We start from the raw sequence: 21,130 nt of genomic DNA, 5'->3' as shown, positions 1-21,130 counted from the left end.
AGATGTGTATAAGAGACAGCCCATGAGGATCTTGGTGTCGGCCTCGATTTCCACGAGGTGCTGGACGTCGGTGTTCGCGGCGACGAGTTTCGCACCGTGGATGCCCTCCTCGTGCATCCGGTTGATGGTGTTCCCGCCGGCACCGCCGCAGCCGACGACGGTGATGTCGGTCTGGAGGTCCTGCAGAACGTCCTCCAGCTCGTCGTCTGTCATCGTCCCGGTTTGTCTACTCTCTGACCCGTCTGCCGACTGACCGTCCGCGGGGGCGTCGGCCGGCTCCCCCTCCTCGGCCTCGTCGATGGCGTCGTCGATGAGTGAGTCCATTCTTGGCCCCTTCTAAACGATGGAGCATAATTACCTTTCCCCTACACGTCAGCCACCTGGCTGACATGTTACTGGAATATTACCTGTCGTCCCCCGATTGCGTGACAACCAGCCGCCACGAACGGGTAATAACTGCTTACGCTCAGTTTCCAAACCACTCAGATTTCGAACCGATCGGTCTGTCGGCGCTCCACGCGGTCGGGCGCGATCTCCTCGCCGTCGACCGTCACCGTTTCGCCGTTCGCGAGCGCACCGAACTTCGGGCCCTCCGGAACGCCCGCTTCCTGAGCGAGGGCTGGATCGAACGCCGTCTTCTCGGCGACGACCGCAACATCTGTGCCCACGTCCGCATCCGCGTCCGCATTCGCGTCTGCGCCCACCGTTCCTTCTGTCGTCCCCGCCGTCTCGATCGCGACCGTCTCGTATGCGGACTCGAGTACCCCCGCCAGTTCTTCGATGAGTTCGAGCCGAGTGACTCCATTCCCGTCCCCGCTCCTGTCCTCGTCCACGTCTGGCAGCGCGAACTGGGTACCGACGCGGCTGCCGCCGTTTTCCGTCGTGAACGCGACGGAGTGGGCCTCGACGATGGCTCGGACGCGCTCGGGGTCAACGCCCTCCGCGGTGTCGATTAGGTCGCCCGGCAGGCCGATGACAGTGAACGACGCTTCGCGCCGCTCGCCGAAGCGAACGCCTTCCTCGACCGTCCCGAGCGTCGATTCGACCGCGCTGACGAGACCAAACGGCCGGTCGCCGACCTCTCGGAGCCACGTCTCGCTTACCACGCGGTGGCCCGCCTCTTTCAGAGTGGACTCGAGTACCGGCCAGTCGCCGTCGAGTAGCGCGACGTCCGCGCGGCTGGCCTCGAAGGCGGCGTCGATGACCGCCCGGTGGGCCGTCGGATGGCCCATGGACTCGAGTGCCCAGTCGGCTGCGATGTGGCCCACGGCCCAGGGCGTCTCGCGGACGACGCGCTCGAAGCGCGGTGCGTAGTGGTTGCCGCCGAAGCCGACGAGTTGCCGGTCCCGGTGAGGTGAGACGCCGTCGCGTGCGATTTCGAGAATTCCGCGGGCGACGGCGCGTGCGCCTTCGGGATCGTCCCACTGTTCGTCGTCGCTGCCGAGTTCGGCGAACAGCGACGGGCAACCAACGTCGGTCGGGCCGTGGTGGGTGCACTCCATCCCGACGTCGTACTCCTCGGGCGCGAACTCGTCGAACGCCGCGAGTAGTTCCGCAAGCGCGTTCGGACAGGCCTCGGCGACTGCGTCCTCGTCACCGCCGTACTCGGCCGGGCCGAAGTTGCCCGTGAAGTGGCCGGTCAGCAGCGCACCCGTGTCGCCGGAGTGGCGGGAGGCGAAGACGAGCAGATCCGGGTCGCAGTCGAACGCATCGACGGGGGACTCGAGTTCGATGTGCAGCGTCTCGAAGGATCGGAGTTCGACGCCGTCGAGGGTGTCGAGGGTGTCGAGAGTGTCGAGAGTGTCGAGAGTGTCAAGGGTGTAGTAGGTACCGCCGCCGTCGGCGTCGGGACGGGTTTCGTCCCGGTGTTCGGTCCAGTCTGCGAGCTCGCGGAGTTGGTCGCAGATGTGCACCGACGCCCGATCGGCGCGGCTCTCGACGATCGCAACGTCCGTCTCGGTCATATCTGTGCTGGCGTGCTGGGTGTCGTTAATGCTGTCGAACAGCAGTCAGTGAGACGTCGATCGGGAAGCACGATCGACCATCGAGGAGTACTGTTCGACAGGAGAACGTGCCCGCTGTTGGCCGGCTACAGCAACAGGAGATAAATGAATCCCGCGTAGCCAGCGAGCAGTATCGCGCCGTCGAGCCGACTCAGCCGCCGGCCGTGAGCCATCAGGCCGACCAACAGCAGCGTGAATCCGAGCAGGTAGGGGAACTCGAGTCGGATCGTTCCCGGCGAAATTTCGATCGGCGTAATGATGGCGACGATGCCAAGGACGGCGAGGATGTTGTAGATGTTCGAGCCGACGACGTTGCCGACGGCGAAGCCGGTTTCATTGCGGATTGCGCCGACGGCGGAGGCTGCGAGTTCGGGCAGCGAGGTACCGAGTGCGAGCACTGTGAGTCCGATGATGAGATCAGAGACGCCGAGTGCGGAGAGGATGTCGGTGCCGCCGGAAATGAGCCAGCGCGAGCCGAGGACGAGCGCGAGGAGGCCGGCGAGGACGAGACCGATGTCTCGGGGGGAGACACCGTCGCGGCTGTTATCATCAGTTTCCGGGGTGTCGTCCAGTGGCACCGAATCCGCGTTGGCCGCATAGAGCAGGTAGCCGGTGAAGACCGCGAGCACGAGGAGGAAGACGACGCCCTCGAGTCGACCGAGCGTGCCGTCGAGGCCGAGGACGACGAGCAAGACCGCGGCGAGCACCATCGTCGGAACGTGACGGCGCATGACGAGCCCGCCGACCGGGAGCGGGCGGATGAGCGCCGCAACGCCGAGCACGAGGCCGATATTCGCGATGTTCGAGCCGAGGACCGCGCCGAGCCCCACGTCCGTCGAGACGTCGAGCGCGCCGATCGTCGCGACGAACAGTTCGGGTGCAGTGGTCGCGAACGCGATCACTGTGACGCCGACGGTTGCCGCCCGGAGCCCGATGCCGAGCGCGAGTCGGCCGGCTCCGGCCACAAGGAGTTCAGCACCGGCGTAGAGGGCGACAACGCCGGCGACGAGGAGGAGGGCGGCAAATCCGAGTCCGAAGTCGGCGGCCATACACGTCGATACTCGGAATCGTCGTATAAGCGACGCGAAACGAGAAGGACGGGATATGTGGTAGGCTGCTGAGACACAACTACTGAACCACGACCGACGGGAAACCCTGCCGGAGTCACACCCGTTATGTCGCCCCCGCGTCGACTACGAGCCAGCTATGGCTATGGACGTCTTCGGACTGCTCGGCAACCCCGTCGGGCACTCCCGCTCGCCGCCGATGCACGAGGCCGCCTACGACGAACTCGCATACGACGCGCGCTACGTCACCTTCGAACCCGACCCGTCCGATCTTGAGACCGCAGTCGCCGGCGCTGACGCCCTCGGCATCACGGGGCTGAACGTAACGATTCCATTCAAACAGGACGTGCTCGCGCTTGATCTCGTCGAACCGGACGACCTGGCCACCCGGATCGGCGCCGTGAACACCATCGATTTCGAACCGGACTCGAGTCGCCCGAACTCCTCGGGACACGTCACCGGACACAACACCGACGCCGCCGGTGCGCTGCGCGCGCTGCGCGAGCACGACGTAACCGCTGCAGGCGCTGACGCCGTCGTCGTCGGTGCTGGCGGTGCCGGCCGCGCGATCTCGTTCGCGCTCGCGGACGCGGGTGCGACCGTCACCATCGCGAACCGGACCGAATCGACCGCACACGAACTCGCAGACGACGTGCCGAACGCGACGGGGTACGGACTGGGCGAGGGGGTACTCGAGTCCCTGCTGGCTGATGCCGATATCCTGGTCAACGCGACGAGCGTCGGGATGGAGGAGGACGCGACGCCGGTGCCGGCGGGTGCGCTTCACGTCGACCTCGCGGTGATGGACGCTGTCTATCAGCCGCTGGAGACGCGCCTGTTGCGTGATGCGGCCGCTGCTGGGGCGACGACGGTCGACGGTGCGTGGATGTTGCTGTATCAGGGTGTCGAGGCGTTCGAGCTGTGGACCGGCCGTGATGCGCCGGTCGATGTGATGAACGAGGCGCTGCGAGCGCAGTTGTAGCCGTCTTGCCAGGGTCAGATCGGTGGTGGCGAGCGGCATCATCGATCGACGGTAGCGTACGCATTGGCTATTGCCATCGAAAGTGCGGGCACAAACCCCGTTTCAGGGGCATCGTATCAGGCGAATTTAAGTGACAGAGACGACTATGTCGGAGTAATGGCAATCCTCGACAAGCTGAAGTCGTTGTTGGGACTCGACGACTCGAGTTCGGAGCGCCGGGGGTCTCGGGACGTTGGTGTGACGGTCGAACGCAAACGGTCGGACGGCGACCAGGGTGAGGGCACGGCTACCGACGAGGAGTCGTCGGCACAGGGCACGCCAGCACCTGCGTCGGCGACCTCGTCACAGGAACAAGAGCAAGAGCAAGAAGACGGTCAGGACCAGGTCCAGAAACAGGATCCGGAGCAGGACTCAACCGACACAACCGACTCTGATTCTGACGACGAACCGACGATCGAAGAGGCAGAACCCGAAGCTGACGCTGCCGCAGCGGGCACCAGCGCAGCCGGGTCGACCGGATCGATGACCGAGACGAGCGACGGACCAGAAGACGCAGCAGAGCCCGCCGAAGCAACCGGACCGTCGGAAGCTGACGCCGCACCGACCGAAGAGAAGACGCCTGATATTGACGAGCAAGCGCACGTCGAGCCAGCGACCGAACCGGACGGTAAGGCGGACGAGACCGACACTGACGAGGGTGACGAAGCCGCCGGCGATGAAACCGAGGAACCGGACAGCGACGAGACGGCAGTCGAATCCGGATCCGAAACTGAGGCCGAGACAGAGTCTGAATCCGAGACTGAATCTACATCTGAATCTGCGTCTGCGTCCGACTCCGAATCCGTCACCGAAATCAAGGGGATCGGACCGGCCTATGCCGACCGCCTCGCGGGTGCTGGCGTCGAAACCGTCGCCGAACTCGCCGAAGCCGACGCGGGCGAACTCGCCGAGGGAACGGATATCTCCGAAACTCGCATTCAGGGCTGGATCGACCGCGCAGAAGTACGATAACACCGGTTTATTTCTTCAGCCACACGTTGTCGCGGTGGAGATCCAGTTCCAAAACCGCAACATGATTAGGGAACTGGTTCCTCTCAGCGGCTATGAGCGAGCCGCGCGTCGACACGTCGTTCGAATCGTTTCGAGCCGCCCTCGAGTCAGCCGACACTGAATCTGGGCGCTCGGACGGAACGACGCGCGGACCGATTCGCGTCCCGGTCGAGGTCACCACAACAGTTACCGATCCGTTTCTGGCGTACCGCCGCGCTCGAGTAGGGCGGTCGCCAGGCGCGATCACGGGCGAGCATACGGACGGGCCTGACACGAACGGCGCGTTCCTTGAAACAACGGGCGGCCAGCCCGGCTGGGGCTACTTCGGCGTCGAGCCGGTCGACCGCCTGCGAGTCACCCCCGACGCAGTTACGCGCCAGCGTTCGAACGATCCAGACGGCACCGACGGCGCCAGCGCACCGACACTCGCCGCACTCGAGGGCCTCCTCGAAACAGACGGTCTCGCCCGCGGTGATTGTACGGTGCCGTACCCGTGTGGCGTGATCGGGTGGCTCTCCTACGACGTGGCACGGGAACTCGAGGACCTCCCCGAGTCGGCGGTCGACGACCGCGGCCTCCCACAGCTCGAAGTCGCGACGTACGACCGGCTGGTGTCGTGGGAGGAACCGATCGAGGGCGACGAGGTGACGCTGCGAATTACGGCGTGTCCGCGAGTTGGTGATGCACCGTCGTCCAAATCGCCTACCTCACCCGCAGCACTCGCCACCGACCCCGTCTACAGTCGGGACGAGCTCGAAGCCGCCTACGAACACGGCCGCGACCGCGCACTCGAGGTAGCCCGGCGCGTACAGGACGGCGACGCCGCGATCGGTGAGCCACCGGTCGACACCACGGAAGCGACGTTCGAAAGCGCCTGCGGCCGCGAGGCGTTTGCCGAACGCGTCCGCCGGGTCAAGGAGTACATCCGTGACGGCGACACGTTTCAGGCGAACATCTCCCAGCGGCTGGTCGCACCCGCGGCGGTCCATCCCGTCGCAGCCTACGATGCGTTGCGGCGGGTGAATCCCGCGCCGTACTCGTGTCTACTCGAGTTCAGGGCCGCGGATCTGGTAAGTGCGAGTCCGGAGTTGCTACTCGAGCGCGAGGTGGCACACACCTCAACGGCCGATTGCGGCCACGAGTCGCGAGCGCACACCAACGACTACGTCAGAACGGAACCCATCGCGGGCACCCGACCACGCGGTGAGACACCCGAACAGGACGCCGAACTCGAAGCTGATCTGCTGGCCGACGAGAAAGAGCGTGCCGAGCACGCGATGCTGGTCGACCTCGAGCGAAACGACCTCGGAAAGGTCTGTGACTACGGCTCCGTCGAGGTCTCGGAGTACCGCCGAGTCGACCGCTACGCCGAGGTGATGCACCTCGTCTCGGACGTAACCGGTCGACTTCGGGCCGACGAGACACTCGCCGACGCCATCGCGGCGGTGTTCCCCGGCGGGACGATCACCGGCGCGCCCAAGCCGCGGACGATGGAAATCATCGACGAACTCGAGTCCACCCGCCGCGGACCGTACACGGGCAGCGTCGGTCTCTTCGGCTTCGATGGGCGGGCGACACTCAACATCGTGATCCGAACCCTGGTCCGCCAGGATGCGGAGTATCACCTCCGGGTTGGTGCCGGAATCGTCCACGATTCGAAGCCGGAACTCGAGTACGACGAGACGCTGGCCAAGGCTCGCGCGTTGGTGAACGCGGTCGACGATGCGCTGGGTGAGCGGGCTGAGATGGGTGTTGGCGGGGATGGAGAACGTGACGGAGCGAGCGGGAACGGAGAACGTGACGGAACGAGCGGGGAACGAGACGAACTGAACGGAGGTGGTCCGGATGAGTAACCAGGAGCCGACGCGGTTGCTCGTCGTGGACAACTACGACTCGTTCGTCTATAATCTCGTCCAGTACGTGGGAGACGTTGCAGACGAGGTGATCGTCCGCCGGAACGACGAACTCGATCTCGCGGCGGTGCGAGCACTCGATCCGACCGGTATCGTCGTCTCGCCGGGACCGGGAACGCCCGAGGAGGCTGGCGTTTCGATTCCGCTGTTCGCCGAAACCGAGTATCCGATCCTCGGCGTCTGCCTCGGCCACCAGGCACTCTGTGCGGCAAACGGTGCGCCAGTGGGTCACGCGCCCGATGTCGTTCACGGGAAACCGTCGACGATCAGTCACGACGGCAAGGGCGTGTTCGCCGACCTCCCGGACCACTTCCAGGTCGGGCGGTATCACTCGCTCGCGGTCGAGCGCGACGATCTACCGGACTCGATCGTCGAGACGGCGCGGACGACGGACGAGCGAGAGATTTCGATGGCGGTTCGCCATCGCGAGAATCCACACATCGGCGTCCAGTTCCATCCGGAAAGTATTCTGACGCGGGCGCTCGATTCGGAGCACGAACGGAGCGGGCACGATGAGACAGGGGCCACAGCGACGGACGATACGGACGGCACGGACGGAACGGACGGCACGAACGGCATCGAACACACACTGGGCAAACAGATGATCGAAAACTTCTGCGAGTTCGCCGCGGACGTCACCCAGACGGGCGCTACCGAGACGGACACGACCGAAACGGACACGACTCGGACTGATGGTGAGCGGCGATGACCGACACAATGGACAGAGCGGACGAACCCACCGGTTCGACCGAGAGCGAACTGCACTACCACGTCAACGGCGACCTCGTCCCCGCAAGCGAGGCCACCGTCAGCGTCGACGACCGTGGCTTTCGCTACGGCGACGGCGCGTTCGAAACGCTTCGCGCCTACGGCGGCACCCTCTTCGGCTGGAACCGCCACATGCGCCGGCTCGCGGAGACCTGCGAGGCGCTCTCGCTCGACCACGGACTCTCGCCGGACGACCTCCACCAGCGAATCGACGAGACGCTCGCGGCGAACAACATCGAAGACGCCTACGTACGCCTCTCGATCACGCGCGGCGTTCAGCCCGGTAAACTCACGCCCCAACCCGTCGACGATCCGACCGTCGTCGTCTCCGTCACGCCGCTCCCCCGCGGCGGCTTCCAGGGCGAGACCGTCTGGGACCGACCCGCCGTCCTCCAGAGCGTCGAGACGCGGCGGATCCCCGACGAAGCGCTGCCCGCGGGTGCGAAGACCCACAACTACCTCAACGGCATCCTGGCACGCACCGAACTCGACCGAGCCGCCGACGAGGCGCTCATGTGCGACACCGACGGTATCGTCGCCGAAGGCGCGACGAGCAACCTGTTCTTCGTCCGCGACGAGACGCTCTACACCCCCGCAGCCGACGGCTCCGTGCTTCCCGGCATTACCCGTGAGTTCGTACTCGAGTTGGCCGCCGAAACGGATGTCCCAGTCCGGGAGGGGTCGTACGAACTCGAGTTCGTCACGGGGGCGGACGAGGCGTTTCTGACGAACAGGACGTGGGAGTTGCGACCGGTGGCGAGTCTGGACGGGACGCCGATCGGTGGGGGGCCGATTACGGCGCAGTTGTCGGGGCTGTACGACGAGTTGGTCGAACGGACGTGTTATTCGCGGACGGGTGACTGGTTGTGAGCGGCGGTTTGCGGCTGGATTGTTTGTACGTGGCTCGGTGACGGGTCGTCGTCACACACCCACAGCGCAGTCGAAACGTTGACCAGCCGCGACTCAAAACTGCGTGGCGATGGGGATAGACGCTGCTCGACGGATTGCACCGCTTTCTGCCGTGCCGACTGACTCGACGCTTTTGTTTCGAGTTGCAGAACGAGATCAGGTCGAGGAACGCGCCAGTAGTGCCAGTAGTGACAGTAGTGACAGTAGTGCCAGTAGCATCAGTAGTAATAGTAGTGACAGCGGGGACAACACAACGGCATGCAGCGACGGCGGACCCACCTCTGCGGACGAACGTGAGGCAATCCTCGTCGCCACCGAAACCGACGAGACCGATACCCCGACCGCCGTCTCCTGCTGGCTCAACTTCTGTCAGCACTTTACGCACATCAAACTCGACAAGGGATCGGGCGCAGCCATGCGAAACGACGAACTCATCTGCGAGAACCACGGCGCGTACTTCGAGGCCGACTCCGGCCTGTGTACGTACGGCCCCTGTGAGGGCGCGACGCTCGCCGCACTCGAGACGACCGTCGTCGACGGCGATGTCTATCTGACGGACGACGAGTACGCGTTCGTCGGTCGTGGACCCGTCGAAACGGACGACGATCTAACGTCGACGTCGAACGTCGAGTTCTGAGGTGGGAGTGGCACAGAAGTCACAGTCAGAGTGAGTCGTTACTGCTCGCGAACCGCCGTCGGGCGCACGAGATCGCGCTCCTGATCGTACGCAACGAGCCCCGCATCGACGAGTCGCGGGAGGTGATCGTGATACAGCGAAATGTAGACGTCCGCGACGCACTCGGCCGAGAGTTCGGTTACGGGTTCGCCCGTCTCGCGGACGGCGACCTCCTCCGCAACGTCAGGGAGGGTGAGCGCCTCCTCGTGGGTCGTCATGACGGAGAGGAACTGCCGGCGGCGCTCGCTCGAGAGGAGGTCGAACGCCGCATCGACTCCCTCCGGATCAAGGCGCTGTTCGCGCTGGTCGAGCCACTCGAGTGCCGCGAGAACGAACGCGGCGCGGTCGGTTGTCGTGTGTGAGGTCGCAGTCATCGTGGTGGGGGTGAGAGTGGTGGGGTGAACGTGGCGTGGCGGAAGGGTGGCCGGATCTGGGTGAACGCAGTACCTGGACCGGAGCCGTCAAACTGGCCTGAAGTCCTGTTTGAGACTGTCGCCACCTGCGGGTACGTACGGGTTTCTCGGGGGCACGATAAATATTAGTGTCGAAACCGTCTCAGTTTTGTCACGCTTTCTTACCTGTTCGTGGCGTCCTGATTGGAACGGAGATGACAGCAGTTGCAAGCCTTATTCGATCGTGAACGTCGGCTCCGCGACGGACTCGCTCTTGCAGGACGGACAGCGTGAGGGACGATTCACGAGGTCGTCAAACGAGTCGAAGCCGCAGTCGCGACACCGCGGCGGGGCGACGAGGAGCTGTTCGTCGTCCGCCGCGTCGACCGATCGGGAGACGTGTTCGACGTGGCGAAGCACTGCTTGTGGGGTGAGATCGAGTTCGACTGCGAGCTCGCTCGGCGTCGCCGGCTCGGCGCGCAGCGCGTCCGCGAGTCGCTGGCGCGTCGTTTCGTCGGCTTCTCGCATGCCCGGGTGTATCACCGCGACCGTTATTGGTCTGGCGCTCTGCTCGCCGCGGACAGGATCTGTGAAAGGGCAAGTGACTTACATCCTGCTGGTGAATCACGGGCCATGAAGGCCGTCGTCCTTGCAGGTGGCTATGCGACCCGGATGTGGCCGATCACGAAGCATCGGCCCAAGATGTTCCTCCCGATCGGTGAGTCGACCGTCATCGATCGTATCTTCGCCGAACTCGAGGCGGACGAGCGAATCGACGACGTGTACGTGAGCACGAACGAGCGCTTCGCGGCCGACTTCGAGGCCCACCTCGCCGACAGCGAATTCGAGAAGCCACAGCTCTCCGTCGAGGACACGACCGAGGAAGACGACAAGTTCGGCGTTGTCGGCGCGCTTGCCCAGCTTATCGACCGCGAGAACGTCGACGACGACCTGCTGATCATCGCCGGCGACAACCTGATCAGCTTCGACGTCTCGGAGTTCGTCGATTACTTCGAACAACAGGACGCGCCAACGCTCGCCGCCTACGACGTTGGCTCCCGCGAGAAGGCGAAATCCTATGGACTGGTCGAACTCGAGGACGACCGCGTGGTCGACTTCCAGGAGAAACCCGACGAGCCGAACTCGACGCTGGTCTCGATCGCCTGCTATGCGTTCCCGCAGGATTCGCTGTCGCTTCTGCCGACGTATCTCGAGGAGGGGAACAACCCCGACGAGCCCGGCTGGTTCGTCCAGTGGCTCCAGAACCGCGAGCCGACGTACGCCTACACATTCGAGGGCGCGTGGTTCGACATCGGGACGCCCGAGAGCTACCTCGACGCCGTCTCCTGGCATCTCGATGGCGAGTCGCTGATCGCCGACTCGGCGACACTCGAGGACACCACCATCGGCGACAACGTCCACGTGATGGAGGGTGCGACACTCGACGGAACGAACCTCGACCATGCGGTGATCTTCCCGAATGCAACGGTCCAGAACGGCGATATTCGACGGTCGATCATCGACGAGGGGACCCACATCGAGAATCTGGATCTCGCGGGCGCGCTCATCGGGGCGCATACGACGATCACGAACGGGTCGCCGTCGGACGATTGAGGGGGGAGTGTCACAGCCACAGCTGGCTACTCGAGTGTGAGCAGGCCGTCTGGCGGCGAATTTCGACGATCAGTTCGAAACAGTGGGGCAGTAAACATTTAATCGGGCTGAGCCCTTACCGTCAGGTATGCTCGACGCCCTCTTTGGGAACGTGGCGCTCTTGCTCCTATCGGCGGGTCTCGTACTGATGGCGCTCGAGGCCCTCTCGCCGGGAGCACACCTCATCGTGATCGGGATTGCGCTGGTCGGTGCGGGATTGATCGGCGTCCTGTTTCCGGTCAGCAGTCCGTTCATTCTGGCAGGACTAACGCTGCTCATCGGCGTCGTCGCGGCCTACATCTACAACGAGTTCGACTTCTACGGCGGGAAGGGGACCGCCCAGACCTCGGATTCGGACACGCTCGCCGGTTCGACGGGCTACGTAACCGAGACGGTCACGACCCGCAGCGGCGAGGTCAAACTCGACGATGGCGGCTTCGCACCCTACTACAGCGCGCGGACGACCAGCGGCTCCATCGAAGAAGGCGAGGAAGTCATCGTCCTCGACCCCGGCGGCGGGAACATTCTGACCGTCGAATCGCTCGGTGCGATCGGCGAGGACGAAATCGACCGCGCACTCGCCTCGAACGCGAGCGAGACGGAGGGGGAGACAGGGACAGAGACAGAGGCAGAGGCAGAGACAAAGACGGATGAAACGACCGAGACAACTGAGTCGGATACCGACTCGAGTACGACCTCGCAAGCGGCGGATACGGAACCCCAGACGGGAACCGATCCCACCAACAGCATCGACGAGTCGGTGACGGAAACGGAGAAGTCCGGCTAACGGTCCGGTTGGCCTTTCTCGAGGTGATCGAGTGGATCGAACATGTAGCCTTTTCGCCACTGACTCCTGTAGCAAAAATTGGTTAAACAAGGGAACATTTTTCCCGTCACCGCCGCAAGAGGGGAATATGGTCGCAGAACTGATCCCCCTACAAACCACTGGTGGTGCCGTGTTATTCCTCGGTGCCCTCGTCCTCGTCGTGGTCGTCGCTGCACTGCTCAGCGCGATCGAAATCGTCGACGCGTACGAGAAACGAGCCCTCACCGTCTTCGGCGAGTACCGCAAGCTCCTGGAGCCGGGTATCAACTTCGTCCCGCCGTTCGTCTCGAACACCTACCGGTTCGACATGCGAACGCAGACGCTGGACGTTCCCCGTCAGGAAGCAATCACCCGCGACAACTCGCCCGTCACCGCCGACGCCGTCGTCTACATCAAGGTGATGGACGCGAAGAAGGCGTTCCTTGAGGTCGACAACTACAAGAAGGCGACATCGAACCTCGCCCAGACGACCCTCCGTGCCGTCATCGGCGACATGGAACTCGACGATACGCTCAACAAGCGCCAGGAGATTAACGCGCGTATTCGCCAGGAACTCGACGCACCCACCGACGAGTGGGGTATCCGTGTCGAGTCCGTCGAGGTCCGCGAGGTCAACCCATCGAAGGATGTCCAGCGCGCGATGGAGCAACAGACCTCCGCAGAGCGAAAACGCCGTGCCATGATTCTCGAGGCACAGGGTGAACGCCGCAGTGCCGTCGAGAAGGCAGAAGGTGAAAAGCAGAGTGAGATCATCCGTGCACAGGGTGAAAAGCAGAGCCAGATCCTCGAAGCACAGGGTGACTCCATCTCGACTGTGCTCCGTGCCCGCTCGGCCGAATCGATGGGCGAACGCGCCGTCATCGACAAAGGCATGGAGACGCTCGCCGAGATTGGGCAGGGCGAGTCCACGACGTTCGTCCTCCCACAGGAACTCTCATCGCTCGTCGGCCGCTACGGCAAGCACCTCTCCGGCAGCGACGTCAAAGAAGACGGCACCGAACTCGAGAGCCGCGGGTTCGACGAGGAGACGCGCGAACTGATCGGTCTCGACGACATCAGCGAGATCATCGGCGAAATCGACCAGGAAGCCGACATGGACGTCGAGGCGATGGAACAGGAAGCCCAGGCGATCAAGGAAGGCGAGGACCCCGCGGAAATCTCGGATCCTGACGAAGTCATCGAAGAGATGGACCAGGAGTTCCAGGGCCAGGGTCAAACTGACGGCGGCTCACCTGTCGACGACGCCGGCACCGACAGCACGAACTAAGTCGCTGCTTCGATCGCAGACTCGCTTCGAGCCGCTTTTTTGCGGGCATACCGACAGACTAACGAGTCGTTAGCATCCCTGACGATCACGTCCTGCTGAACGAAACGGAGCGAAACCGGTTTTACGGTCGGCGTTCTTTCGGATGGTAGACAGACATGACATCGTCCGACGGGGTCGACGACGAGAAACGAGCGACCCTGCGCCGATTCGCCGCCGTCGGCGCGTCTACCCCGCTTGCAGGCCTCTCTACGACAGCGTCGGCTGAGAGCGGTGATAGCGACGCTCGCGACGCGATCACAGGCTATCTCTCGACGACGCCGGGCGCACACTTCTCGAAGATCCGGGACGATCTTCAGCTCGGCACCGGTGAAACCCAACACCACCTCCGGCGACTCGAGGACGCGGACACGATCGAGCGATACAGCGACGGTGACTACAAACGGTTCGTACTCGCCGACCGCTTCGACGAGTTCGAAAAGCAAGCACTCGGCTACCTCCGCCGGGACACGCCACGAGGTATGCTGGTCGAACTACTCTCGACTCCCGACGCAACTGCGGGCGACCTCGCCGAGGCGCTCTCGGTGTCCGCGCCGACGGTGAGCAAGTACGCAGGTGAACTCGAGGAGGCGGGGCTGCTCTCCCGAGAGGGCGGCTATACGGTCGAACGGCCGACGACGGTGCTGTTGCTCGTCGTTCGCCACGCAGATTCGTTCGACGAGCGCGCCACGCAGGTCGCGCGCAACGCGGATCAGTATCTGAGCTACGAGTCGGAGACTGACGCCGATCCGGACACAGTCTAAGTGTTCACCGGAGACTACGGCCAGCGCGGTCAGTTACCTGCCTCACCTTCTAGCTCGTCGAGCACATCGAGCAGTTCCGAAAGGGACTCGAGTTCGTACGTCGCGTCAGCAGGTCGTTCCAGTCCGCGGTTGTGCTCGCGGCGGACGAACGCGGTGTCGAGACCGGCGGCCGTGCCGGCGGTGATGTCCTTTTCGAAGTCGCCGATGTAGAGGCCTCGCCGGCCGTTGGTGGTGTCACTGCTGTCAAGGTCGAGCGAAGCGAGTGCGTCCTCGATGTAGTAGGGATCCGGCTTGCGTCGGTGATAGCCTGCGAACGTCGGATCGCGCCCGCGAACGACGTCGAACGCAAAGTCGTAGTAGTCGGCGACGAACTCGGCGGTCTGGTGGCGGTTGTTGGTGACGAGTCCGATCGTCGTGCGCGCCGCGAGGTCGGTGAGCACGTCGGTATCGTCGTAGCGGCCGCGCTTGCCGGTTCGGAGGCGCTCGTGTGTGCCCTCGGAGGCATAGCGTTCCTTTTGCTTCCAGAAGCGCTCGGGGTCGATCTCGAGTTCGGCACAGCGGCGCTCGACTGCGTCGGTGCCGTGTCGTCTGAGGTCGCGGCGTTGGTCGGGTGTTGGCGAGACGCCGAACTCGGAGAGTGCGGCGTCGGCCGCGTCGGCGTACACCTGCGGTGCAGTGCGGGGACCCTCGAGAATGATCCCGTCCATGTCGAAGAGGATCGGTATCGTCATTCGTCGGTTCGTAGTTGCGCAGTGAACCGAATAAAGGAGGGGGCAGCGACTGCGGCGTTCGCTCGCTGTCGCTCGAACGAACAGTTTGGCAAACGGCTCAAAACAGGGTCGAAGTCGAAGCTGGGTCCAGATCGGACCGGGGCCAGAGTGGTGTCCGAGCCGCGTCTCAGCAGCTAACTTTCCAGGTCGTACTCGAGGAGTAGCCCCACTTTTCGATCTCGATATCGTAGTTGCCTTCCTGGAGTGCGCTGATGTTCGAGCCGACCTCTTTCGCCGTCATCCCGAGCTCCTGCCCGATGAGCCGGGACTTGAAGTACGTCTTCGTTGCAGCATGCTCCCGGAAGTACTGCAGGATCTGACGTTGTTTGCTCGTGAGGTCGGTGGCCATTGCGGTGCTCATACTAGCTGAAACGACGGGGTCACCCTTAGGGGGTTTGGTACGTGCGGTTAATGGGACGCTGTCTTGCGATTTTCAGGGGTAGTAATCGATGAATAATCGGCTGGAAAGGGGAAGTTGGTACGGCCAGTTAATGGGTTCACGGGGGAGACTCTCATGGAGGGGTGACTGTTAGACTGGCCGTTGCCGTGTCCTCCAGGAACGCCCGGCAGGCTAAGGCACGTCCAGCAGGCTATGGTGTGTCGTAGTACAAGGTGAGAAACGGACCGAACGCACAGGCAACAGCCTCGCTGAGCGCCCGCGTACGATCAGTGAGACCGTCCGTAAGAACTCCGGCAGCACCCTCCGATTCCGCGATGCCGGTCGTGCCGAGGACGTCGTCCATCACCGGTCCGAGTTCCTCGCCGTTCTCGAGTCGGGTCGCGATTTCGTCCGGTAGGCGCAGCGTCGGGCCGCCGCCGACTTCGACACGAGTGCCGTCGGTGACGGCAGCCCACATGATCAGTGAGAGTCCGTCCACGCCGTCGACTCGTGCGACGCCGCCCTCGAGTCCGACGGCGTAGTCGGCCGTCGTCGTGTCGTACGCTCGTCGGGCACGGGTTCGTGCCCCCGTAATCGTCTCTTCGACCGACCAGGGCTGTTCGGGAACGCCGGAGTCGACTGCGACGGGGGTAGCTGGTGGATCTAGCGCCGGGCAGTCGCAACTGCAGTCGTCCTCATAGCCATGGTCGCACTCAGAATCACGGTCACAATCACAGCCACACGCACAGTTGTGGGACTCGAGTACATGTTCGACGGCGTCGACCTTGACCGGGTTCGTGCTGCCAACCGCAATCTCCATGTTCGACGGTGAGCGCGGTTCACACTTGGATTCGCCGGTTCGGGGTCGCGGATTTTATCGTCATTGTTCATACCAGTTCCCACGAATTACGCGTTTTCGCGGGGTATCGAAGGCGGATTCCGAAATCCTTAACCCGTGTGTCTCGGAACGAAGTAGGTAACGAATCCGTCCGGGCTTTTGCAGTCGTCTGTCCGGGCAGTATTTGCCATCGTATGACCAACGCACCATCAAACACGAGAGTACGACGTAGCGAACAACGAACGGAAGAGTCGGAGACCGAAAGCGAGCAGAACGACCTCGCCTGCCCGGAGTGTGCGGGAAATCTCGTCGTCGACGACGAACACGGCGAAACGGTCTGTGAGGACTGTGGCCTCGTCGTCGAGGAGGATTCCGTCGACCGCGGCCCTGAGTGGCGCGCATTCGACGCCGCCGAGAAGAACGAAAAGTCCCGCGTCGGCGCGCCGACGACGAACACGATGCACGACAAGGGCCTGTCGACGAACATCGACTGGCGGAACAAGGACGCCTACGGCAACTCGCTTGGTTCCCGCCAGCGCGAGAAGATGCAGCGCCTGCGCAAGTGGAACGAGCGCTTTCGCACCCGCGACTCGAAGGAGCGCAACCTGAAGCAGGCCCTCGGTGAGATCGACCGCATGGCCTCCGCACTCGGCCTGCCAACCAACGTTCGCGAGACCGCATCTGTCATCTACCGACGCGCACTCGATGAGGATCTGCTCCCCGGACGCTCGATCGAAGGTGTCTCCACTGCCTGTGTCTACGCTGCTGCCCGTCAGGCCGGCGTTCCCCGGTCACTCGACGAGATCGCAGATGTCTCGCGCGTCGAGAAGAACGAAATCGCGCGCACCTACCGCTACGTCGTTCGCGAACTCGGCCTCGAGGTCCAGCCTGCAGACCCAGAGAGCTACGTGCCACGCTTTGCCTCCGGCCTCGATCTTTCCGACGAAGCCGAACACCGCGCCCGTGCACTGCTCCAGAACGCGAAGGAGAAAGGCGTTCACAGCGGCAAGTCGCCGGTCGGCCTCGCGGCCGCAGCCGTCTACGCCGCAGCCCTGCTGACCAACGAGAAGACCACGCAGGCCGCCGTTTCGGACGTCGCTGACATCTCCGAAGTCACGATCCGGAACCGCTACCACGAACTCCTCGAAGCCGAGGAGACGCTCGGACTGGCCTAACCTCGGATTCGGCTGTTTCGGTTCTCGGTTTCTCTCTCGACAGTAACACACGCTGCACCAACCGACACCGTTTTTCGATCAGTTCCCCATCACTGCACACGAATGGGTCTGGAGGGTCTCGAGTTCGAGTCGTTCACGCTCGCCGCGTCGACAGCCGACCTCAGTGAGGAGCCAGCCGCGCGCAGCCACGCCGACGTAATCGAGTTCCGGATGGATCTGGCCAGCGAGCCAGTCGCCGCACTCGAGTCGTACGACGCTGAGTACGAAGAGACGGCCGACGCACTGCCGGTGCTGGCGACGAACCGTGCCGCCTGGGAGGGTGGGGAGGCTGCAGACGACGAGAAGCGCCTGGACGCGCTGGCCGAGGTGACACAACTGGATGCAGTGCAAGCGATCGACATCGAACTCGCGTCGCTGCGCGATGGATCCGCGACAACGCTCAACGAGACGGCCGCTACGCGCGGCGTGACTGTCGTGGCCTCCGCACACGACTTCGAGGAGACGCCGAGTGTTGTGGCGATGAGCGAAACGCTCACCGACGCCTGTCGGTACGGCGATGTGGGCAAACTCGCGGTGACGGCGACGGACCGAAGCGATGCGCTGGCGCTGTTGACCGTTACACACCAGCTCGCACGAGAGGATGAGCACACGGTCGCCACGATGGCAATGGGCGCTGCCGGGAGCCACACGCGAGCCGTCGCGCCGGTGTACGGTTCGCGAATCGGCTACGCGCCGGTCGACCCGTCGAAGGCGACAGCACCGGGCCAGTACGATCTCGAGACGCTTTCACGGCTGGTGACACAGCTAGAGCCGGCAGCCGACTGAGACGGTCCCGATCCCTTTCAGGGCAACCCAGCGGGATAGCCGGGGTACTCGAGTACACAGCAGACAGAAACGGAATCAGAATCGGAATGTTAAGGAGTCGCCTCTCATATCATTACACACGATGACATGGCTTCGTGCCCTCGTTGCCGGCGGCATCTCTCTGTTCCTCCCCGGCGCCGGCCACGCGCTGATCCGTGACTGGATCCGTGCGCTCGTTTTCGGCGGACTGTTCATCGGGGCAGCGGTGGTCTTTCTCCCGACTGGAGAGATCGCCGCGGCTGATTCGGTCTCCGATAGCATGACGGCGGTCGCCAACGAGACGGATACGATTACACAGTTCCTCTTTTCCTTTATTGCCCTGTTTGCCGCGATCGACGCGACCTTTCGCGGACTCGGATTTCCACCTGGATCGAACACGAACGCAGACGGTGAGGGCGGACCGTCCTGTCCGGAGTGTGGCAAGGAACTGGACGAGGACCTGACGTTCTGTCACTGGTGTACGACGCGACTCGAGCCCGCAGCGGATGCGGAGACAGAAGCAGAGACGGACGCAAACCCGAAGTAAATTACATAGCCCCAGCAGTGAGCGGCCCGGTCAGTATAGCAGCCTCTCGGACTCGTTACTTCTCGATAATACTCTCCTCGACCGCTTCGCCGAAGTGGCGTGCCGTGTCCTCGTAGTACAACAGGAGTTCGTCGCCCGCCGCGAGATCGGTGACTGCTTTCCGTCCGTCGCCGGTTGCGACCTTGATCGTCTCGGCGTTCTGGAGGAGTGTCTCGATATGGTCGCCGTCGTCGGTTTCCAGGGCGACACGGAACATCGGCCGCTTCTCGATCTTGACTCGGCCGACGATTGCCTCACGCGTGTTGCCGTTCGTATCGACGACCTGCACCTCGTCACCGCTCTGGAGTTCCGAGAGGTACTTCGTGCCGCCCTCGGGTGTTCGCACGTAGGCGTGGACCGCACCCGCGTTGACCCGGAACGGTCGCGAGGCGACGTACGGCGACTCGGCCGTCTCGGCGTGGACAAAGACGAGGCCGCGGCTCATCGACCCGACGAGCATTCCCTCGTCGTGCTCGAGGAGGCTCCCGGTGTCGACACAGACCCGATCCGCACTGCCGATCTGCTCGACATCGGTCACTTCAGCGTACTGGAGGTCGAGCGACTCTCGTTCTGCCTCGTCGCGAACCTCGACCGTTCGTCTGATCTCGTCGGGGTTGTCGGAATCGAGGAGGACCGCATCGGAGCCGAGTTCGAGCGTTTCGAAGGCAGTTTTGGCCTCCTCGGCGCTGGTAACGCCCGCGACGAGGTCGGTCTCCTCGCCGATGCGAGCGATCAGGTTCTCGAGTGGGATGATCGTCCAGTCCTCGCCGATGACGATGGTGTACTCACCCTCCTCGGCGGCGGCTTCGGCGAACGCCTCGTACTCGGTGTCGAGGATGCGAACGTACGCGCCGCGATCGATGTCCTTGTCGCCGTCGCGACGAAGCGTCGAGAGGTCGGCCGAGCCGGAGAAGTCGTTCGGTAGATCGATCGTGGCATCACCTTCGCCGTCCTTGCCGACGATGACGGCGTCGGCAGCCGTCCCATCGGTCGGTTCAGTGATGTCGACATCGAGATTTTCGGAATCGTCGACGTTGTCGATCTCCTCGAGTTCGTCGACATCAGAACTCTCGGTGTCGGCTTCGGCGTCGTCGACCAGCGTCACGTCGCCATCAGTACGGAAGGCGGCGACGTTGATGTCACCGAGTTCGCGCACGCGTTCGACGTCCTTCTCGTCGACCAGTACCCAGTCCGCGCCGGCCTCGAGTGCGGCCGTGATGCGCGCACGGCGGTCGTCCCAGTCGCCGACGGTGTCGTCGGCTTTGATCCAGACGGATCGTGTCATGACTCGACGGTCGAAGGGAACCGGCTTGAACGTGGCGGATCTGGCAGGCGATGTCGATGAGCGACGCCTCGATTCGGGGAGACGAGCTATCGGAAGGGGACGCTGCCGGCCCCGGCAGCTCGTAGGTGACAATAGTAGGAAAGTATCGATTGTATGGATAGTATCGATAGTATTGATACCTTTGTAGAAGTGACTAATATTCTATCGCGAGACAGTTCAATCATGGGTCAGCGCCAGTTCGAACCCGACGACGCAGACGCGACGACCGGTTCAGCCGAGACGGATAGCCAGGCTGCAGCGGACGCATCCGACTCCGTCAGCACGGTCGGTGAGGCCATCGACCGGCTGGACGCCGACGCACTCGGCCCGGTCGCCCGTGCAGCGTTCGCCCACGGGGGCGAACTGGCAACACTCGAGTACGGCCGCCCCGCTGCCGTCCTGGCCGCGATCCGTCTCGCGAGTCGGCGCAGCCGGCACGCGACACTCGAGTGTGAGCGACTCGCGGCTGCGTTCGACGCGGACTCCGAGGCGATTTCGGGGGCCGACGCAGCCATCGCGAGCACGCTGACCCCACCCGCTGACGCATCGACGATTCGAACCCTCCGCCGGCGACTCATCGTTGTCGAGGAGTTGCTGGCCGCAGCGCGTGCTGCCGGATCGTCGTCGCCCGCCTGCCACCATACCCAGCGGTTTCGCCCGGCGGTTGCCGACGCAGCGCCCTGTCTGCTCAGCCGTGTGGAAGCTGCTGCGACCCACTGTGAAGATGCCACCCCGTTCGGACTCGACGAGGATGGCTTGCAGGCTCACGCCGACCGGCTGCGTGGGGATCTCGAGTTCGCCCGACTCGGGACGACGCTCGCGACGCTGATGGCGCGACGCCGAACACGGTGTGAGTAGGGACGAGAGAACCGAGACAGCAGTAACGTGGCTGGGACACTGAGACGTGCT

At 63.7% G+C, this 21,130-nt stretch carries 22 protein-coding genes and 1 pseudogene; 14 read left to right on the top strand and 9 right to left on the bottom strand.

Features of this window, described 5'->3' with window-relative positions; genetic code table 11:
- The 3 genes and pseudogenes from C483_RS13485 to C483_RS13475 all read right to left on the bottom strand — a co-directional run.
- Window positions 1–324: pseudogene (locus tag C483_RS13485) on the bottom strand (cell division protein FtsZ); the annotation flags it as partial.
- Between the two features lie 158 nt (window positions 325–482).
- A complete protein-coding gene (locus tag C483_RS13480) occupies window positions 483–1,964 on the bottom strand; it encodes a D-aminoacyl-tRNA deacylase (protein WP_006653912.1) in 1,482 nt (493 codons plus the stop codon).
- A gap of 125 nt (window positions 1,965–2,089) precedes the next feature.
- Entirely contained in the window at window positions 2,090–3,052 is a 963-nt protein-coding gene (locus C483_RS13475) for a calcium/sodium antiporter (RefSeq protein ID WP_006653911.1), read from the bottom strand.
- 163 nt (window positions 3,053–3,215) lie between these two features.
- On the opposite strand from C483_RS13475, the gene C483_RS13470 reads away from it, so the two are divergent.
- The 6 genes from C483_RS13470 (at window position 3,216) to C483_RS13445 (ending at window position 9,329) form a co-directional block, all read left to right on the top strand.
- Window positions 3,216–4,052, top strand: coding sequence for a shikimate dehydrogenase (locus C483_RS13470; RefSeq protein ID WP_006653910.1), 837 nt, complete (start codon window positions 3,216–3,218; stop codon window positions 4,050–4,052).
- A 156-nt stretch (window positions 4,053–4,208) separates the two neighbouring features.
- Complete coding sequence (locus C483_RS13465) at window positions 4,209–5,063, top strand: helix-hairpin-helix domain-containing protein (RefSeq protein ID WP_006653909.1); 855 nt, start codon at window positions 4,209–4,211, stop codon at window positions 5,061–5,063.
- A 92-nt stretch (window positions 5,064–5,155) separates the two neighbouring features.
- Entirely contained in the window at window positions 5,156–6,955 is a 1,800-nt protein-coding gene (locus C483_RS13460) for an anthranilate synthase component I family protein (protein ID WP_006653908.1), read from the top strand.
- A complete protein-coding gene (locus tag C483_RS13455; RefSeq protein ID WP_006653907.1) occupies window positions 6,948–7,724 on the top strand; it encodes an anthranilate synthase component II in 777 nt (258 codons plus the stop codon). Before C483_RS13460 ends, C483_RS13455 begins: the two co-directional genes overlap by 8 nt.
- Window positions 7,721–8,653 carry an aminotransferase class IV gene (locus tag C483_RS13450; RefSeq protein ID WP_006653906.1) on the top strand — a complete coding sequence of 311 codons (933 nt, stop codon included), beginning with the start codon at window positions 7,721–7,723 and terminating at the stop codon, window positions 8,651–8,653. Before C483_RS13455 ends, C483_RS13450 begins: the two co-directional genes overlap by 4 nt.
- Before the next feature lie 109 nt (window positions 8,654–8,762).
- Window positions 8,763–9,329, top strand: a complete 567-nt coding sequence (locus tag C483_RS13445) for a Rieske (2Fe-2S) protein (RefSeq protein WP_049912700.1) — start codon at window positions 8,763–8,765, stop codon at window positions 9,327–9,329.
- A 38-nt stretch (window positions 9,330–9,367) separates the two neighbouring features.
- Here C483_RS13445 and C483_RS13440 read toward each other — a convergent pair whose 3' ends face one another.
- Entirely contained in the window at window positions 9,368–9,742 is a 375-nt protein-coding gene (locus C483_RS13440) for a DUF7344 domain-containing protein (RefSeq protein WP_006653904.1), read from the bottom strand.
- Between the two features lie 252 nt (window positions 9,743–9,994).
- Window positions 9,995–10,288 carry a transcriptional regulator gene (locus C483_RS13435; RefSeq protein WP_006653903.1) on the bottom strand — a complete coding sequence of 98 codons (294 nt, stop codon included), beginning with the start codon at window positions 10,286–10,288 and terminating at the stop codon, window positions 9,995–9,997.
- A gap of 105 nt (window positions 10,289–10,393) precedes the next feature.
- Here C483_RS13435 and C483_RS13430 point away from each other — a divergent pair, with 105 nt between their 5' ends.
- The 4 genes from C483_RS13430 to C483_RS13415 all read left to right on the top strand — a co-directional run bounded on the left by C483_RS13430 (window position 10,394) and on the right by C483_RS13415 (window position 14,306).
- Window positions 10,394–11,374, top strand: coding sequence for a sugar phosphate nucleotidyltransferase (locus C483_RS13430; RefSeq protein ID WP_006653902.1), 981 nt, complete (start codon window positions 10,394–10,396; stop codon window positions 11,372–11,374).
- A gap of 127 nt (window positions 11,375–11,501) precedes the next feature.
- Complete coding sequence (locus C483_RS13425) at window positions 11,502–12,200, top strand: NfeD family protein (protein WP_006653901.1); 699 nt, start codon at window positions 11,502–11,504, stop codon at window positions 12,198–12,200.
- A gap of 127 nt (window positions 12,201–12,327) precedes the next feature.
- Window positions 12,328–13,506, top strand: coding sequence for an SPFH domain-containing protein (locus C483_RS13420; RefSeq protein ID WP_006653900.1), 1,179 nt, complete (start codon window positions 12,328–12,330; stop codon window positions 13,504–13,506).
- 155 nt (window positions 13,507–13,661) lie between these two features.
- On the top strand, window positions 13,662–14,306 hold the full coding sequence (locus tag C483_RS13415; protein WP_006653899.1) for a winged helix-turn-helix transcriptional regulator: 645 nt from the start codon (window positions 13,662–13,664) through the stop codon (window positions 14,304–14,306).
- Window positions 14,307–14,335: 29 nt separating this feature from the next.
- Here C483_RS13415 and C483_RS13410 read toward each other — a convergent pair whose 3' ends face one another.
- The 3 genes from C483_RS13410 to C483_RS13400 form a co-directional block, all read right to left on the bottom strand.
- Complete coding sequence (locus tag C483_RS13410) at window positions 14,336–15,037, bottom strand: HAD family hydrolase (protein ID WP_006653898.1); 702 nt, start codon at window positions 15,035–15,037, stop codon at window positions 14,336–14,338.
- A 166-nt stretch (window positions 15,038–15,203) separates the two neighbouring features.
- Window positions 15,204–15,437: a DUF7123 family protein gene (locus C483_RS13405; RefSeq protein ID WP_193787513.1), complete on the bottom strand. Its 234-nt coding sequence runs from the start codon at window positions 15,435–15,437 to the stop codon at window positions 15,204–15,206.
- Between the two features lie 229 nt (window positions 15,438–15,666).
- Window positions 15,667–16,275, bottom strand: a complete 609-nt coding sequence (locus C483_RS13400; protein ID WP_006653896.1) for a DUF84 family protein — start codon at window positions 16,273–16,275, stop codon at window positions 15,667–15,669.
- A gap of 212 nt (window positions 16,276–16,487) precedes the next feature.
- Here C483_RS13400 and C483_RS13395 point away from each other — a divergent pair, with 212 nt between their 5' ends.
- From C483_RS13395 to C483_RS13385, 3 genes are all read left to right on the top strand, one after another.
- Window positions 16,488–17,468: a transcription initiation factor IIB gene (locus C483_RS13395; RefSeq protein ID WP_006169469.1), complete on the top strand. Its 981-nt coding sequence runs from the start codon at window positions 16,488–16,490 to the stop codon at window positions 17,466–17,468.
- A gap of 102 nt (window positions 17,469–17,570) precedes the next feature.
- A complete protein-coding gene (locus tag C483_RS13390) occupies window positions 17,571–18,293 on the top strand; it encodes a type I 3-dehydroquinate dehydratase (protein ID WP_006653895.1) in 723 nt (240 codons plus the stop codon).
- A gap of 121 nt (window positions 18,294–18,414) precedes the next feature.
- The gene (locus C483_RS13385; RefSeq protein ID WP_006653894.1) at window positions 18,415–18,858 is read left to right on the top strand and encodes a DUF7575 domain-containing protein; all 444 of its coding nucleotides are present in this window, start codon (window positions 18,415–18,417) and stop codon (window positions 18,856–18,858) included.
- Between the two features lie 55 nt (window positions 18,859–18,913).
- On the opposite strand, the gene C483_RS13380 is transcribed toward C483_RS13385, so the two are convergent.
- The gene (locus tag C483_RS13380) at window positions 18,914–20,182 is read right to left on the bottom strand and encodes a 3-dehydroquinate synthase II (protein ID WP_006653893.1); all 1,269 of its coding nucleotides are present in this window, start codon (window positions 20,180–20,182) and stop codon (window positions 18,914–18,916) included.
- A gap of 222 nt (window positions 20,183–20,404) precedes the next feature.
- Here C483_RS13380 and C483_RS13375 point away from each other — a divergent pair, with 222 nt between their 5' ends.
- Window positions 20,405–21,079, top strand: a complete 675-nt coding sequence (locus C483_RS13375; RefSeq protein WP_006653892.1) for a hypothetical protein — start codon at window positions 20,405–20,407, stop codon at window positions 21,077–21,079.
- Window positions 21,080–21,130 lie beyond the last annotated feature (51 nt).

It is taken from the genome of Natrialba hulunbeirensis JCM 10989, assembly GCF_000337575.1.
GTDB lineage: Archaea > Halobacteriota > Halobacteria > Halobacteriales > Natrialbaceae > Natrialba > Natrialba hulunbeirensis.
The sequence above is the reverse complement of the archived record's forward strand: the minus strand, read 5'-3'. Positions and strand labels throughout refer to the sequence as shown.

Coding starts and splice junctions, on each gene's coding strand:
- C483_RS13480 (WP_006653912.1), bottom strand. CDS start 1,964: ATGACCGAGACGGACGTTGCGATCGTCGAGAGCCGCGCCGATCGGGCG.
- C483_RS13475 (WP_006653911.1), bottom strand. CDS start 3,052: ATGGCCGCCGACTTCGGACTCGGATTTGCCGCCCTCCTCCTCGTCGCC.
- C483_RS13470 (WP_006653910.1), top strand. CDS start 3,216: ATGGACGTCTTCGGACTGCTCGGCAACCCCGTCGGGCACTCCCGCTCG.
- C483_RS13465 (WP_006653909.1), top strand. CDS start 4,209: ATGGCAATCCTCGACAAGCTGAAGTCGTTGTTGGGACTCGACGACTCG.
- C483_RS13460 (WP_006653908.1), top strand. CDS start 5,156: ATGAGCGAGCCGCGCGTCGACACGTCGTTCGAATCGTTTCGAGCCGCC.
- C483_RS13455 (WP_006653907.1), top strand. CDS start 6,948: ATGAGTAACCAGGAGCCGACGCGGTTGCTCGTCGTGGACAACTACGAC.
- C483_RS13450 (WP_006653906.1), top strand. CDS start 7,721: ATGACCGACACAATGGACAGAGCGGACGAACCCACCGGTTCGACCGAG.
- C483_RS13445 (WP_049912700.1), top strand. CDS start 8,763: ATGGGGATAGACGCTGCTCGACGGATTGCACCGCTTTCTGCCGTGCCG.
- C483_RS13440 (WP_006653904.1), bottom strand. CDS start 9,742: ATGACTGCGACCTCACACACGACAACCGACCGCGCCGCGTTCGTTCTC.
- C483_RS13435 (WP_006653903.1), bottom strand. CDS start 10,288: ATGCGAGAAGCCGACGAAACGACGCGCCAGCGACTCGCGGACGCGCTG.
- C483_RS13430 (WP_006653902.1), top strand. CDS start 10,394: ATGAAGGCCGTCGTCCTTGCAGGTGGCTATGCGACCCGGATGTGGCCG.
- C483_RS13425 (WP_006653901.1), top strand. CDS start 11,502: ATGCTCGACGCCCTCTTTGGGAACGTGGCGCTCTTGCTCCTATCGGCG.
- C483_RS13420 (WP_006653900.1), top strand. CDS start 12,328: ATGGTCGCAGAACTGATCCCCCTACAAACCACTGGTGGTGCCGTGTTA.
- C483_RS13415 (WP_006653899.1), top strand. CDS start 13,662: ATGACATCGTCCGACGGGGTCGACGACGAGAAACGAGCGACCCTGCGC.
- C483_RS13410 (WP_006653898.1), bottom strand. CDS start 15,037: ATGACGATACCGATCCTCTTCGACATGGACGGGATCATTCTCGAGGGT.
- C483_RS13405 (WP_193787513.1), bottom strand. CDS start 15,437: ATGAGCACCGCAATGGCCACCGACCTCACGAGCAAACAACGTCAGATC.
- C483_RS13400 (WP_006653896.1), bottom strand. CDS start 16,275: ATGGAGATTGCGGTTGGCAGCACGAACCCGGTCAAGGTCGACGCCGTC.
- C483_RS13395 (WP_006169469.1), top strand. CDS start 16,488: ATGACCAACGCACCATCAAACACGAGAGTACGACGTAGCGAACAACGA.
- C483_RS13390 (WP_006653895.1), top strand. CDS start 17,571: ATGGGTCTGGAGGGTCTCGAGTTCGAGTCGTTCACGCTCGCCGCGTCG.
- C483_RS13385 (WP_006653894.1), top strand. CDS start 18,415: ATGACATGGCTTCGTGCCCTCGTTGCCGGCGGCATCTCTCTGTTCCTC.
- C483_RS13380 (WP_006653893.1), bottom strand. CDS start 20,182: ATGACACGATCCGTCTGGATCAAAGCCGACGACACCGTCGGCGACTGG.
- C483_RS13375 (WP_006653892.1), top strand. CDS start 20,405: ATGGGTCAGCGCCAGTTCGAACCCGACGACGCAGACGCGACGACCGGT.